Below are 15,561 nucleotides of genomic sequence, written 5' to 3' on the forward strand. Positions count from 1 at the left end.
GTAATCTTTCGTATAATTGTTTAATCTTTTATTGCATTTCCTAAACAAAACAATTTTTAACCTTTAAAATCTACTAGAAATGAAAACAAAATTCTTAAATCGATTTATGCTGTTGCTATTGGCAACATTTGTACTGGCCTGTTCCGATGATGATGACAATGGTGTTGATCACAATGACGATCCCGACATGATTGAATTGAACATTGTGGAAACGGCCCAAGCTACGGAAAGTGTAAGCATTTTAGTTTCTGCCTTGGCAAAGGCCGATGAAAGTTCGTCAAATGATTTAATTTCAACGCTTAGTGATGAAACCACCGATTTTACGGTTTTAGCCCCTACCAACGATGCCTTTACCGATTTATTGGAACGTTTGGACGGTTTTGACTCGCTTGATGATTTCAACGACGAACAATTACAGGATCTTCTGGCTACTATTTTAACCTATCACGTGGTTGCAGGTGCCTCAGTTACCTCGGGAGACCTTTCCGAAGGTCAGGTCATTACTACGGTTCAGGGTGAGGATTTAATGGTCAGTTTGACCGGTGGGGTATATTTTACCGATGCAGCAGGGGAATCCGCGCAAGTTACTTTAGCCGATGTGGAAACCAATAATGGCGTGATCCATTTAATAGATAAGGTTCTTTTACCACAGGCAGCCATTGATGCCTTGGCCGATGTACTACTTTATTCCATTACCGATTTGGCGATTGCCACCCCAACTTTGAGCAATCTGGTTGCGGCCCTTCAAGCGGCTGATGGTGACCTTCCTACGGTTTTGGCAGGCGACGGACCGTTTACGGTTTTTGCACCGACAGATGATGCTTTTGAAACCTTTTTATCCGATAATGGATTTGCTAGTTTAAGTGATGTGCCGGTAGACGTATTGACGCAAGTACTTTTAAACCATGTTATCAGCGGGGCGAATTTCTCCACTGATTTAACGGCAGGTTATATTTCCACCTTATCCACGGCAGGGGTAGATGGTAACAATTTGAGTATGTTGGTGGATCTTTCCAGTGGCGTTACCCTAAACGGAGTATCCTCGGTCTCAACGGCTGATGTCAAAGCCTTGAACGGAGTGGTACATATCGTGGATGCCGTAATCGGTTTACCCAATATCGTTGACCATGCGGTGGCGAATTCGGATTTGACCGAATTAGTAGGTGCCTTGACTGCTGAGGGGAATACCACCTTTACCGATTTATTGTCAGACAGTACTACTGATTTTACGGTATTTGCACCTGTTAATACAGCCTTTACCGCATTTACCAATCCTAATTCCAATGCATTGGATGCCATATTATCGAACCATGTAATCGTTGGTACCGCGGCATTCTCTGCCAGCTTGACCAATTCCTATGTAACCACGGCCGCCACGAATTCCGATGGTGATGCCCTAAGTATGTATATCAATACCGATGATGGGGTTACCCTTAATGGAGGCAGTATGGTTGCTGCCGCCGATATCGTAGCGACCAATGGGGTCATACATGCCGTAGATGCCGTAATTGACCTACCGACCATCGTGACGTTCGCCGTTGCCGATCCCACATTCAGCACTTTGGTGACCGCATTGACAGAATTGACACCTGAAACGGATTTCGCCGGAATCCTATCGCGTTCGGAAGGAGGAAACACCGACGGGATAAATCCCGATTTCACGGTTTTCGCACCCACAAATGATGCCTTTGCCGCCTTGGCCTCCATTCCGGAAGAAGATGTCTTGACCCAAGTGTTATTGCATCATGTAGTGGCCGGAGCCAATGTCCGTTCCACCGATTTAACCCAGGAGGGCGATACAATGGCCACAACGTTGGAGGGTGATAGTATGACGATAACACTTCCTGGAACCGGTACGAATATAGCCGATGTAACCGATGGATCGGGAACTACCGGAATTGGCATTATCGCAGTGGACGTACAAGCCAACAACGGTGTGATCCACGTTTTGAACCAAGTAATGATACCGGATACCACGAATTAATTTAACTTAAATAGGAAAAGTCGTCTTTATCGGCTTTTCCTTTTTTGTATGCATGCAATACCTGAACATCCGGAAGCAGGAAGACCGCAAGGGAAACGAGAAAAAAATAACCGAAAGAAGGAGGCCAATACCTTTTCGAATATGGGCTATAATGGCTTTTGACCGACATCTTAAGGTATTCTATTATGTGATCGATGAATGGGTTATTTAAACTTCCATGATTAAAATCTGAAGCTGTTTCAGATTTGGACTTGGGAGTTTTTTTATAGTCCCAATCCTTTATTCAGGAACGAACTGACGCGCTAACTACATTACACGCCCCGTTAGCATACAAAACCCCATACTTTACAACTTTTAATTCGGTAATTCACTATGATCCCCCATCTTTATAATCCCAAATCTTACCAAACTAAACCAAGCTAATGCTAAAAGCCCCGACTTCATGTCAGGGCTTTTTGTTTTATATCCATTTGGTATTCATCGGAAACCAAAATCAGCAATCCGATCTATTACGTCTAAGACACCTATCGCTTACCTGTCTTTTTCTGCTCTTCGGCCTGCTCCATCATTTCGCGCATCCTACGCTGAAATTTATTCTCTTTCTTAGGCTTCTGTTTGTTCTCCTGGATTTGGGCATGGATCTTTTCATCATCCAAGATGAATTTCTTAATCACCAACATGATTCCTATGGTAATCAAGTTCGATACAAAATAGTACAAACTTAAACCACTGGCGTAGTTATTAAAGAAGAACAGCATCATGAAAGGCATTAAGTACATAATGAATTTCATATTGGGCATTCCTGGCTGCTGCGGCATATTCTGCCCAGTGGTCATCATCATATAAAAGAAGATGGCGATAGAGGCCAAAATCGGGAATAAACTAACATGATCCCCGTAAAAAGGAATTGAAAAACCTTCCGGGAACTGATAAATGGCATCAAATGAAGAAAGGTCATCTGCCCATAGGAATGATTTTTGGCGCAATGCGAAAGATGTAGGGAAAAACATGAACAAAGCATAGAATATGGGCATCTGTAAAAATGCGGGCACACAACCACTCATGGGACTGACCCCTGCTTTGTTGTATAGCTTCATGGTCTCTTGCTGCTTTTTCATGGCATTATCCTTGTACTTCTCACCCAACTCCGTAATCTCCGGTTTCAAGACCTTCATTTTGGCTTGGGACAGATAGGACTTATAGGTGACCGGTGACATGGCCAAACGAACCAAAATCGTCATGATCACAATGGCAATCCCATAAGGGAAGTACGTACTTAAAAAGGTATAGAATGGGGTGAACACATATCTATTGATCCAACCGAAAATACCCCAACCGAAAGGAATCGAATCCGCAAGGCCCAAATCCTTATAATGCTCGAGCACGTCAACATCGGTAGGACCGTAAAACCAGTGCATGTTTTGTGAAATTTCGCCCCCTTTCAACTCCAAAGGTACCTTGGATTCGTAAACCTTTGTAAAACCAAAGGTCCTACTTTCTTCCTCTACCAAATTCTTGGAAGACAATTCGGCGGTTTTGAAATTCTCTTTGGTAGCCAGGATCGAACTGAAGAAATGTTGCCGGTACGATAACCATTTCACATCCTCTTCGGTTTCCTCATCATCACTACCTTCAGAAAGCTTACTTATTTTACCATCTTCATGGTTATAAGTCAATCGTGTATACCTATTTTCATATTGGATACTTTTTGAATGGCGTATCCCTTTTAATTTCCATTCCAATTGAACCGGCTTACTGCTATTGATAACTCCACTCAAGCCTTGGGAGCGGATCGTAAAGTCGACCAGATAATCATCGGGCTTCATTTCGTACCGGAATTCCAAAAATTTATCGGGTGCCACTTTGGCTTTCATGGAAAGGACTTGGTTTTCCCCATTTTTACCCATAGCGGGTTCAAAATAAAGATCCTTGGTGTTGAGGACCCGGTTATCTGATGTGGTAAAATCCAAACCAAAAGAAGCGTTACCATCCTTTACCAAATACACCGGTACGGAGTCATAGGTTACAAAATCCCTCATTTTGGCTTCGATAATCTGACCTCCTTTATTGTCGATCTTAAGGGTAACCAGTTCATTCTCCAATGTGGTAACACCTTCTGTCGGGGTAGTAAAACCAAATGCACCTATGGCCCCTTTATAATTCGCAATCGCCGTAGAATCCTGAAGATCAATGACATTCGAGCTTTCCTCTTCCGTTATTGATGGTGTTTCTTCCTTGGCTTGGGCCTCCACCTGTTCTTGTGCGGCTTTCTCCGCTTCAAGTTCTTCTGGAGTAGGTCTGTTTTGGTAAAACATAAAAATAAGTATCCCAAAAATCAGAACAAATCCTATTATAGAATTAATATCTAACTTCTTTTCTTCCATTTAATTATTTATCAATATTAAGTACTGCATTAAATTTTCGGCCCAACTTTCTATATTCCCAAGAGCCCAAAAAATTTATCAGTCTGCAAATATATGCCCAAATAAGTAGATTATGCCATACTGGCATTACTTTGTTCCTTTTTGTGGTTCAGTGCCGCTTTTACAAGTCCGACAAATAAAGGATGTGGATTTGCCACGGTACTTTTATACTCCGGATGGTATTGAACCCCAATAAACCAAGGATGGTCCCCGAGCTCTACAATTTCCACCAATCCGGTATCTTTATTGATTCCCGAGGTGATCAGTCCGGCTTTTTCCAATCGTTCCTTATATTTATTATTGAACTCATATCGGTGCCGATGTCTTTCTGAAATATCGGTAGCCCCCTTATACACTTGTTGTACCAAACTACCCTCTTTCAAATGGCAGTCCCAAGCCCCTAAACGCATGGTCCCTCCCATATTGGTGATGTTCTTTTGCTCTTCCATTAAACTGATAACGGGATCGGGGGTACTACCGTCCATTTCGGTAGAACTAGCCTTGGTAAGTCCGAGTACATTGCGCGCGAACTCGATCACCGCCATTTGCATACCCAAACAGATGCCCAAGAACGGAATTTTGTTTTCACGTGCATAGCGTACGGCTTCTATCTTTCCTTCGATTCCACGTTCGCCGAATCCTGGTGCAACCAAGATACCGTCGAGCCCGTCCAATGTTTTGTCCAGGCTTTTTTTCATAATATGTTCCGAATGGATGAAACGCACATTGACGCGTACTTCATTGACCGCCCCGGCATGTATAAAAGATTCCAAAATGGATTTATACGAATCCTGTAACTCCACATACTTACCGACCAAACCGATCGTCACTTCATGTTTGGGGTTTTTATGACGGTGTAAAAACTCGTCCCAATATTTTAAATCCGGTACCGTTGTATCGGACAAAGCCAACTTTTTCAACGTCACGGTATCAAGTCCTTCCTGTTGCATCAGTTTTGGAACATCGTAAATGGTGGATGCATCAATGGATTGAATCACGGCTTCCCGTCTCACATTGCAAAACAGTGCCAATTTGTTCTTTATTTCGTCTGAAATCTCATGTTCGGTCCTACAGACCAGAATATCGGCCTTAATCCCACTCTCCATCAAGGTCTTAACGGAATGCTGGGTCGGCTTGGTCTTCAATTCCCCTGCGGCCGAAAGATACGGTATCAATGTCAGGTGGATCACAATGGCATTATTATCCCCCAATTCCCAAAGTAATTGGCGTACGGCTTCTATATAGGGCAATGACTCTATATCACCTACGGTTCCCCCGATTTCGGTAATTACGATATCATATTCCCCACTTTTACCCAATATTTGAACCCTTTCCTTGATTTCATTGGTAATATGCGGTACAACCTGGACCGTCTTCCCCAAAAACTCACCACGACGTTCTTTATCGATAACACTTTGGTAAATCCTACCTGTAGTCACATTATTGGCCTGGGACGTCTTGACATTGAGAAAACGTTCGTAATGGCCCAAGTCCAAATCGGTCTCCGCCCCGTCATCCGTAACATAACATTCCCCGTGCTCATAGGGATTTAAAGTTCCGGGATCTACATTGATATAAGGATCCAATTTCTGGATGGTCGTTTTGTAACCCCGTGCTTGAAGTAATTTTGCCAAGGATGCGGCGATAATCCCTTTCCCTAGGGAAGAAGAAACCCCACCGGTTACAAAAATATATTTGGTTTGTGACATGAAGCGTTCGATTGTGTTCGTAACGCAGGCAAAAATACAAATTGCATTAAGAAATCGAAGGTATTAGCGGGGAAATTCTTTTTGAATTTTACGGATAAGGGGTTCTAAACCATTGATTTTTATCTCCAGCATCGATCGCAACAGAATCCCTAGCTTTCCTTCAGGAAAACCTTTTTGTTGAAACCACACCAAATAAGGCTCTGGCAGGTCTACCAAATAACGGTTTTTGAACTTTCCCATAGGCATTTTATAATGGGCCAATTCAATAAGTTGCTTATAATCGGGGCCAGCCTCCATCATTTAATATTTTCTAAAGTGGATATCGAATTTAAAGTATTTTCTTAGGATACCGGTACCAATACCCCTCAATTTTGCAATGCTTCCTTTATGCGGGTGTTCCATAAGGCCTGTTGCACCTTATCCCTCGAAAAATCGGTTTCCCTATCGTATTGACCTTGATACGCTTCCAGTTCCTTCAGGATTTCACGATAGATCGTTTTAACTTCTTGCTTTATATTTTGGGTAAACGTGCTTTGGGCCAAACAAGCGCCCAATTTACGGGCATAGAGTTCGGAAATATCAAAATGGAGTTGTTCATGGCTTAGAATCGTTGAATCGCATAAATGGGGGCGGTACCACGATTTATCGGGATAAAAATACGCCGAGACCTTAAAATCGACATTTAATTTACCGCTGGTATAGGAGGTGGAAAACCCGTAGGATATTCCGCTTGCCGTAACTGCTGCCGCCCTGTCATTTTGCGGGGCCCGACCTTTAAAGTCATCCCAGGATAGGCGATGATCTGGGCTCCATGCGATTTCAGGGTCTTCCTGGGCATGACCTAAGCCCATACCCACAAGGAACAACGGTAAAATATACTTTAAAGCACCCAATTGAAGGAAATCACTTTCTCAATTTCAGGATTCAGGCTGTAAAGTACCGGACAGGTTCTGGCCGTATTTTCCAAAATTTTGCGATGCTTGTCGGATAGCGTTGAAGGCAATTTTAATTCCACTTCGATTTTACCGATCCTTCGGGGGTCGGTTGCCATATGTTTGGTTACCTCAGCCGTAGTATCGCCCAAATCGATTTCCAAATCCCGCGCTTTGATCCCCATCATGGTGATCATGCAACTGGCCAAACCCGTCGCAACGGTATCGGTGGGTGAAAAAGCCGCTCCCAACCCATTGTTATCAACGGGCGCATCGGTAATAAAAGCATCTCCAGATCGTTCGTGCTCACAAATTGTCCTTAGATTTCCCGTATAGGTTACTTTTGAGGTCATACTATTTATTTGCTTGGATTACCCTTAGGCTATCGATAGCCATAATATAGGAGGCTTGGTTAAAATATCCGGAGTTTAAATCCTTTTCGTAAGAAAATTTATTCCCGGTATACTCCGTTTCCCCGATAATTTTGGAAACATCCATTAAATCGTTTTTATAGGCCAGTTTCAAAAGTAGGTCATAGGTTAAATCAAAACCTCTTACCGCGTACCGATCCGGAACATCACCAAAACGTTTCGAATAACTCTTTACAAAAGCATTGTTTTCCACTTCACGATGTACCGAAGGATAAGTGAAATGAAGGTTCGATAAATGGGTACTGGAAATAATATCATTGTCGAACGCCTTGTTCTTGTTCGTCGTGAACATACGTACTTTGACCTTTTCCTCACTCGTTTCCGAATCCAGGAAAGAGCCCTCAAAAGCATTTAAGATGGAAACCACACTGGAGGTCAATTTAAAGTTCTCGGTTTCCACAAATACCCAATTTTCGACTTCTTCCGACAACAAGGATGCCAATTTATCCCTATTGATCCCAATATTTTCTTTTTCCTCTATGACCCCGAGTACTTTCGCGTTAGGGAATTTTCGTAAAATCAAGGCCTTGGCCTCTTTACTTTTTTCATCGGCGATGATGATGATGTTCTCATTCGTTAACTTTTCTTCTACGAACGACAACATCCTTTCACGTAAAACCTCATCAGAGGTATACGAAAAATACACATTACCCAAACTCAGATCGCTATTGGCGGGTATTGGGGCAATTACGGGAACATTATAGGTCGAAGCCCGGACAGCAACTTCCTTCAGGGAAGGAAGATCCAATGGCCCCACGATCGCACTTACGTCGGCCAGGTTCTCCTTGAGCAGTATCTCTTTGGTCTTTGCAAGATCCAATTGATTGTCAAAGGTTTTTACATCGACCGAAACACCCAACTTCGCTACGGAATCAATGGCCATTAAGGCCCCTGAATACAGCCCCAAGCTATACTTTAGACTATTTCTGCCTTCAATGGTTTCCTTTACCCCTTCCTTATCCTTTAAATCCAGACGATCCAAACGAAAGGGCAACAGGAACATCAATTTCGGACGGTTTAAGGTATTGATACTGTCCAACAGGTCGATTTTATCGAGAACCAAAGAATTCCGAACTTCAAAATTACCTGTATGGTCCTTGGGCAATTTCAATACCATCCCGGCTTTTAGCCCTTCTTTTAAATCCGGGTTCAACGCCAAAAGCTCTTTATAGGTAACCCCTAATTTACGGGTCAAGGAAAATTCGGTCTGTTTTGGTTTTACCTCGTAAAAGATATAATTATCGGTATTGACTTCCCCCGGGTCGATCTTCTGCACCGGAATTCGGATGACCATTCCCTCCTTTAATCCTCCCCGTTCCGCTATTTCAGGATTCAATCGAACGATTTCGTCCGATTTTACATTGAACTGTTTTTCCAAACGGTAAAAATTCATCTTTGGAGGAACGGTATAGGACTGGAACAACTGTGTTTCCTGATCTTCGATCGTACTTCCGGGAAGCTTAGGCATCCTCAACTCCTGACCACTGGCCAAATAATCCGTAGTCTTGGAAAGTCCGGGATTCAACACCACCATACTATCTATGGTAATACCAAACTTATTGGCAATACTCCATCGTGTCTCTTTTGGAGCAACGGTATATATTTCAAAATCCTCCTCATTAAAAGTTGAACCCTCCTCGGGATCCACCCTTTTATACTTGGGTATTTTAAGCCGCATCCCTTTTTTGAGTTGGGAAGAGTACAATTCGGAATTGTATCGCTTTAAGTCATCCTCGGTAATATGATAACGCTGGGAAATTCCGTAGAGGGTTTCCCGTTTTCTAACTTTATGAACGGTAAAACCCATGGGTTTTTCCTGTACCGGTTCCGCTTTTTCAAAAAGGGCAACCGGTTTTTCCCCTTGAGGTCGTACGGTATCCCCGGGAACCCCTGCCGCTATCGGAATCACCAAAATAGTATTCTCTTTAATAGCCTCACCCCGTTTTATTTCCTTATTATAGGTAAGGATCGTGTTCGGACTAACTTCGTATTGCTTGGAAATACCCTCCAATGTCTCCCCTTTTTTCACCGCATGTGTGGTAAATTTTTGAGCCATTGCCGATCCTCCCAAAAAGATAAAAAGAAGCAATACAATACTATTCTTGAAAAACTGATTCATAACTATTCCCATTCTATGGTAGCCGGGGGTTTTGAACTTATATCATAAACCACTCTGTTCACTCCCGGAACTTTATTTATTATCTCATTAGAGATTTTTTGCAAAAACTCATAGGGTAAATCCACCCAATCGGCAGTCATCCCATCAGTACTTTCAACGGCCCGTAAAGCCACACATTTTTCATAGGTTCGTTCATCGCCCATTACCCCTACACTATTTACGGGTAAAAGCATGGCTCCGGCCTGCCAAATCTTATCATAAAGGCCCCATTCCCTCAAACCATCAATGAAAATGGCATCAACTTCCTGTAAAATGACCACTTTTTCACGGGTGACATCGCCCAAAATCCTAATGGCCAGTCCTGGACCCGGGAATGGATGCCGGCCCAAACGTTCACCGGTGATCTTTAAACTTGCCCCTACTCTACGAACTTCGTCCTTAAACAGCATTTTTAGCGGCTCTACCACTTTCAATTTCATATAATCCGGCAATCCACCAACATTGTGATGGCTCTTAATTGTTGCCGAAGGCCCTCCTGTCACTGAAACGGACTCAATGACATCGGGATATATCGTACCCTGTGCCAACCATTTGGCATCTTTGACCAAATGCGCTTCATCATCAAAAACATCGATAAAGACCTTTCCGATGATCTTTCGTTTTTTCTCGGGATCACTCTCTCCGGCCAATGCATCCAAAAAGCGTGCCGAAGCATCCACCCCTTTGACATTAAGCCCCATATTCTCATATTGATCCAATACTTCCTGGAATTCGTTTTTACGCAACAATCCATTGTTCACGAAAATACAATAAAGGTTTTTTCCAATGGCTTTGTTCAATAATACGGCAGCAACGGTCGAATCCACACCCCCAGACAATCCCAGGATCACCCTATCATCACCGATCTTTTCCTTTAATTCAGAAATCGTCCTTTCCGCAAAGGCATCCGGGGTCCAGGTTTGCTCCAATCCCGCAATATGCACAAGGAAGTTCTGCAATATTATTTTACCCTGACTTGTATGGTAAACTTCCGGGTGAAACTGGATGGCATAGGTATCTTCCCCTTCAATCCTGAATGCGGCGTTTTTCACATCTATGGTATTCGCAAGGACCACGGCGTTCTTCGGCAATTCCTGGATGGTATCGCTATGGCTCATCCAAACTTGGGAGCCACCTATGATCCCATAAAAGAAGGGTTCATCCCCTTTGATGTTCGTTAACCGGGCCCGACCATACTCCCTCGTATTGGAAGGCTCTACCTTTCCGCCATTAAAATGGGCCAAGTACTGGGCACCGTAACACACCCCCAGCAAGGGGATCTTTCCTTTGATTTGGGAAAGATCAGGGTGCGGTGCTTCTTCGGATCGCACTGAAAACGGTGAACCGGATAGGATCACAGCCTTATAAATCGACAGATCTTTAGGTAATTTATTGTACGGTTTGATTTCACAGAATATATTGAGTTCCCTAACCCTCCTAGCGATGAGTTGTGTATACTGGGAACCAAAATCGAGTATTAGGACGTTATTTTGCATGGGCAAAAATAATAAAATGCAAATTTTAAGAAAGGGTCTTGGGCGGATATTTATTCAAGAATTTCAAAACTTATAAACAGATCGTACGGGACCACAACCCAAACATCAAGATTTAACCGTAAAAGCACCATGGTAAAAGTAATGAATATGGATTCGGGAAAATTCGGAAAAACCCTGATAATTCCTTTTCAGACACAAGGAATTTTACCTAAAATCCCTTATCTTTATATACACATCATCCTTTGGCAATACACCTTAATGGTTTAGTATCCAATGTATTTGAATTGAAATCGGTGCAAGGCACAAGATGCTTGTTAAGGAATTCTGCCAAGTCGGGAAGAAGACAAATTAGTTATAACTATAAAACTAAATAATATGCAGACAGAAGCAGTATATTCAAGCGACCTTAAATTCAACTTGGAGATTTGGAAAAGGGAATTGAAATTCCATTTGTCCGAGATGGACTTGTTTCAAAAAAAGCTGGAAGAAATCGCGGGCAGGGAAGATATCGACACCTCTTCGTTAGAGCTGGAAGGATTTCAGAACAGGATTTTACTGGAACGGGATGCCATAAACAAATTATTACATCGTTGTCGCTCTAAATTGGGAAATCTACATAGTGCCGACCAATACATAAACATAGACGGTCAGCTACACTACGAAAAACGTTCGTTATACGAAGACTTAAAACATTACATCAAATTACATTACGATTTTAAGGAAGAAATCATGGACTTCTTTTCCAAATGGCTATAAATCAATATCCCATTCATACGACCTATTTAAAATTAAAGCCTCGACCCTACATCGAGGCTTTTTCTTAATCAAAAATCAACCTAAACACATGAACGAATTGATTGCAATTTAAATTTTCAACTCATAGCTATTTGGGTATAGAACAACACACGCCCTAAAAACCCTACCTTTTTTTTCAAAAAAAATTTCCCGCCCGCAACGGAATTCGTTCAAAACCCTTGAAATCCGCTCATTGCACCCTAAGAATTCGATTATTATGGGGGTTTTTACAGGGTCTTTTTTTATCTTTATGAGTACGAAAACAATCATACACCCATGAAGGTCGATTTTGAGGAAATACTAACGGAATTGGAAAAAGGAGCCAAGGATAAGAAACATCCCTTCCATTATTTCACCATAGCCACGTTGGGGGTAGATAAATTCGCCCGTTTGCGGTTAGTGGCCCTTAGAAATGTGTCCAAGGATCTCAAATTGACCTTTTTCACGGATAAACGTTCGAAAAAAGTCCTTCATATAAAAGAAAATCCCAGGGTCAGTCTTTTGTTCTACCATCCGGGAAAACTCTTACAATTACGTATCGAAGCGATGGCCACCATAAATTCGGACCAGTTCCAAATTCAAAAAACCTGGGAAATGATCGATGACGAATCCCGAAAGGACTACCTTACTACCGAGGCTCCGGGAACATCGATTACACATCCGGACTCCGTGGAATATTTAAAAGAAGGGGATTACTTTTCCATCGTGGATATTGAACCTTTTCGCATAGAACGATTGCAACTTAATCCTGAAGGGCATAAAAAAATCAAATATTTCAAGCAAGACCAAAACCAAAAAGAATGGTCTAGTGAATATTTGGTTCCTTAATCCTTTTTATTCCATGGATTGCAAAATCGCGACAATATCCTCTATGGTCGTATGCGGATTGATAAAACAAAACCTTGCCACGGTTTCCGATGTACCTTGGGTTTTCCATTTCGTTGGCGTCACCAATGCAAATCCTTCCTCATGGTTTTTATAGGTCCATGACCTATAGTCATCAGGCGACCACCCTTTACGCCTAAAAAGCACACATGAGAGACTAGGTTCCCTCACCAATTCCAAATCGTCATGGTCGGCGATAAGCTCCCCGGCCAAATTCGCCAATTTTATTCCCTCTTCCACGGCCCATTTATATTTATCGGTCCCGTGCATTGCCAAGGAAAACCATAAAGGCAGTCCCCGCACCCGTCGTGTAAGTTGAATTTGATAATCGGAAGGATTGAACCCCCTGGCCCCTTCATCTTTAAAGATATCCAAATAAGAACCTTCTTGCTCATGGGCTTCTTTCGCCAATTCCGGATTCTTATATATCACTGCCCCACAATCGTAAGGGGAAAAAAGCCATTTATGCGGATCTATCGTAATACTATCGGCCTTTTCGATTCCTTTGAACAAATGCCGCGCCGAATCCGATGCCAAAGCACCCCCTCCATACGCTGCATCAACATGAAACCATAATTCTTCCTGGGCACAAACTTCGGCCACCCCTTCAAGGTCATCAATAATTCCCGCATTTGTAGTACCTCCTGTTGCGACGACAGCAAATAACCTTTTGCGCTGAGCGGGATCCAAACCGGCAATTTTCGCTTTCAACATGTCAGCGGTCATCAAATCCTCAGTCTCTACCAAAAGTACATCGGCATCGATGACTTTTGCCATCGATTTAATAGAGGAATGGGCACCTTCCGAGGTAATGACCAACGCCTTTACATTGCGGTTTTCCGGATTCTTTCTCCAATTTTCCCGGGCCGTCACCATCGCGGACAGGTTGGCCGCCGTACCTCCACTGGTAAATACACCGAATGCCCCTTTTGGCAACCCTGTAAGGGATACCAGCCATTTCATGGCCTCATTCTCACAAAATATGCCCCCTGCACCTTCCATCCAATAGGCTCCATGGATACTGGAAGCCGAGGTTACCAAGTCGAACATGATCGCAGCCCTAGTAGGCGATGCCGGAACAAAGGCCAAATGCCTGGGGTGATCTATGGGCACGGTAGCCTTTACCAATACGTCCTTAAAGAGACCAAAGGCACTTTCACCTCCTATTCCTTCGGGAGTTATGGTCTCGCCCACCAATTCGCGAAGATCCTCCTCACTTTTAGGTTTTCCCAACTCCGGTGAGGAATGGGTGATTCGACTAATGGCGTATTTCATGACATCCAAGGTCATTTCCACTACTTCAATATCTATGTTGTGCATTAAATCAAAATTAATATTTACTTTTTCGTACGGGCATGCCCGTTCCCTTTACGTTCCACTATAAATAAGGCACTCCTTTCTTTTCCGAAATCAGAAATACTATCGAGCACTTTCCGTTCTTTCACCAAATCTTTTCCCAGTACTACTTCAACACCTTTAAAATTCAGGAATTTCGATTTCGGGTAGGAAAAATCGTCTTTGGAAACAATCTCCTTTTCAGGATCCAGTAGCCTGATATTACCTCCATAGGTAACATCGGGAAGCATCCAATCCTTACCCCCATAATCTTTGCGCAAGGTATTGTAAATTGGTCCAAAATCAAAATGCACCGAAGACGGTATACCCAATACTTTTTCGGCCGGGGTCCGTACCACCTGAAAGCCGATTACGGTTAAAAAAAGGACAAAACCATAAGTCGACCATTTACTTACCGATTTGAATTCGATAGTCCGTACCAACACTATCACAAAAGGCAACACCAGAGGCATCAACCAACGTTCTTCCACTTTTTGCACATTCAGCACCACAAAGAACAGGACCAGGACCACCATTTGCGCTATAGCCATTTTTACAAACCAGTCCATTTTCAGGGTTTGCCACCGTAATTTCCTCAACAGCGTTCCCAATCCCAGGACCACTGCCAAGGGGAGTATCAACCGTAACAAATTCAAAAGCAAGGAAAACAACGGTCCGATGACGTATAGGCCATTACCGGAAACATTTTCCGTTTTTTCAGCTATGCTTTGCTGCAATTCCGTCAAATAACCTTCAGGCCCTAAAAGCCAATGAAAATGGGGGAATGAAACCGCAACCACAAGCAGCACGGTCAAAAATATCTTTTTATGGCATACGACTTTTTGAACAGGGGCATCAAAAAACATCGTAAGTCCCAAAGCGGCCAAAAAGAATGCATAATTGTATTTGGATAAGAGCCCAATACCGACAACAAGACCAAAAAGGGCGTAATTACCCCATGTTCTTCGATGCATCAACCGTTCCAAAATAAGATAAGAAGCAAGGACCGCCGCACACAATAAGGAGGTATGGGAAAGTCTTCTAAATGTAAAATCGATAAAGACCGGTAACAGCACCAACCCCAATATGGCCAGTTCGACCTTATTAGTATCCTTGATCATTTTATGGGCAAATCGCCACATCAACAGTAATATACTTGCAAAAATAGCTCCCCGTAACAATGAAAAAGATACCTTATGGCTACCGAATACCTGATTTACGCCATATTGCAACCACGTATACAATGGGGGTTGGTCATCGTAGCCCCAACGCAACCATTGGGTATAATAAGCCTGTTCCGCATCTTCAAGTTCCAATGCCGCTTTGAATAAGGTAATACCGGTGATGGCCGCAAAGGAAACCACGGAAAGAAGAACGGGTCTTTTTACAAAGAGCTTCTTTCCCCAAACCATT

12 protein-coding genes are annotated in these 15,561 nt (G+C 42.9%); 3 read left to right on the forward strand and 9 right to left on the reverse strand.

Annotated features, from left to right (window positions below):
* The first annotated feature begins 79 nt into the window (after positions 1-79).
* Entirely contained in the window at positions 80-1,984 is a 1,905-nt protein-coding gene (locus PHU20_RS05770) for a fasciclin domain-containing protein (protein WP_274824391.1), read from the forward strand.
* Between the two features lie 524 nt (positions 1,985-2,508).
* Here PHU20_RS05770 and yidC read toward each other — a convergent pair.
* The 7 genes from yidC to guaA all read right to left on the reverse strand — a co-directional run bounded on the left by yidC (position 2,509) and on the right by guaA (position 11,133).
* Positions 2,509-4,368: a membrane protein insertase YidC gene (gene yidC / locus PHU20_RS05775; RefSeq protein ID WP_274824392.1), complete on the reverse strand. Its 1,860-nt coding sequence runs from the start codon at positions 4,366-4,368 to the stop codon at positions 2,509-2,511.
* Positions 4,369-4,478: 110 nt separating this feature from the next.
* Entirely contained in the window at positions 4,479-6,116 is a 1,638-nt protein-coding gene (locus tag PHU20_RS05780) for a CTP synthase (protein ID WP_274824393.1), read from the reverse strand.
* A gap of 63 nt (positions 6,117-6,179) precedes the next feature.
* Complete coding sequence (locus PHU20_RS05785) at positions 6,180-6,413, reverse strand: DUF3820 family protein (protein ID WP_274824467.1); 234 nt, start codon at positions 6,411-6,413, stop codon at positions 6,180-6,182.
* Between the two features lie 68 nt (positions 6,414-6,481).
* Complete coding sequence (locus PHU20_RS05790; protein ID WP_274824394.1) at positions 6,482-7,009, reverse strand: DUF922 domain-containing protein; 528 nt, start codon at positions 7,007-7,009, stop codon at positions 6,482-6,484.
* Positions 6,997-7,401, reverse strand: coding sequence for an OsmC family protein (locus PHU20_RS05795; RefSeq protein ID WP_274824395.1), 405 nt, complete (start codon positions 7,399-7,401; stop codon positions 6,997-6,999). The genes PHU20_RS05790 and PHU20_RS05795 overlap by 13 nt, the downstream gene beginning before the upstream one ends.
* A 1-nt stretch (position 7,402) precedes the next feature.
* Positions 7,403-9,598 carry a PBP1 and LysM peptidoglycan-binding domain-containing protein gene (locus tag PHU20_RS05800; RefSeq protein WP_274824396.1) on the reverse strand — a complete coding sequence of 732 codons (2,196 nt, stop codon included), beginning with the start codon at positions 9,596-9,598 and terminating at the stop codon, positions 7,403-7,405.
* Between the two features lie 2 nt (positions 9,599-9,600).
* Positions 9,601-11,133: a glutamine-hydrolyzing GMP synthase gene (gene guaA / locus PHU20_RS05805; RefSeq protein WP_274824397.1), complete on the reverse strand. Its 1,533-nt coding sequence runs from the start codon at positions 11,131-11,133 to the stop codon at positions 9,601-9,603.
* Positions 11,134-11,508: 375 nt separating this feature from the next.
* Between guaA and PHU20_RS05810 the strand changes: the two genes are divergently transcribed.
* Together PHU20_RS05810 and PHU20_RS05815 are read left to right on the forward strand one after the other, a co-directional pair.
* Entirely contained in the window at positions 11,509-11,889 is a 381-nt protein-coding gene (locus PHU20_RS05810; RefSeq protein ID WP_274824398.1) for a hypothetical protein, read from the forward strand.
* Between the two features lie 315 nt (positions 11,890-12,204).
* Complete coding sequence (locus PHU20_RS05815; RefSeq protein ID WP_274824399.1) at positions 12,205-12,756, forward strand: pyridoxamine 5'-phosphate oxidase family protein; 552 nt, start codon at positions 12,205-12,207, stop codon at positions 12,754-12,756.
* A 6-nt stretch (positions 12,757-12,762) separates the two neighbouring features.
* Here PHU20_RS05815 and PHU20_RS05820 read toward each other — a convergent pair whose 3' ends face one another.
* Positions 12,763-14,133 (reverse strand): pyridoxal phosphate-dependent decarboxylase family protein, encoded by a 1,371-nt coding sequence (locus PHU20_RS05820; RefSeq protein ID WP_274824400.1) that lies wholly within the window; start codon positions 14,131-14,133, stop codon positions 12,763-12,765.
* Between the two features lie 17 nt (positions 14,134-14,150).
* On the reverse strand, positions 14,151-15,560 hold the full coding sequence (locus tag PHU20_RS05825) for an ArnT family glycosyltransferase (RefSeq protein ID WP_274824401.1): 1,410 nt from the start codon (positions 15,558-15,560) through the stop codon (positions 14,151-14,153).
* Between the last annotated feature and the right edge of the window lies 1 nt (position 15,561).

Origin of the sequence: Maribacter polysaccharolyticus (assembly GCF_028882255.1) — a bacterium.
GTDB lineage: Bacteria > Bacteroidota > Bacteroidia > Flavobacteriales > Flavobacteriaceae > Maribacter_A > Maribacter_A polysaccharolyticus.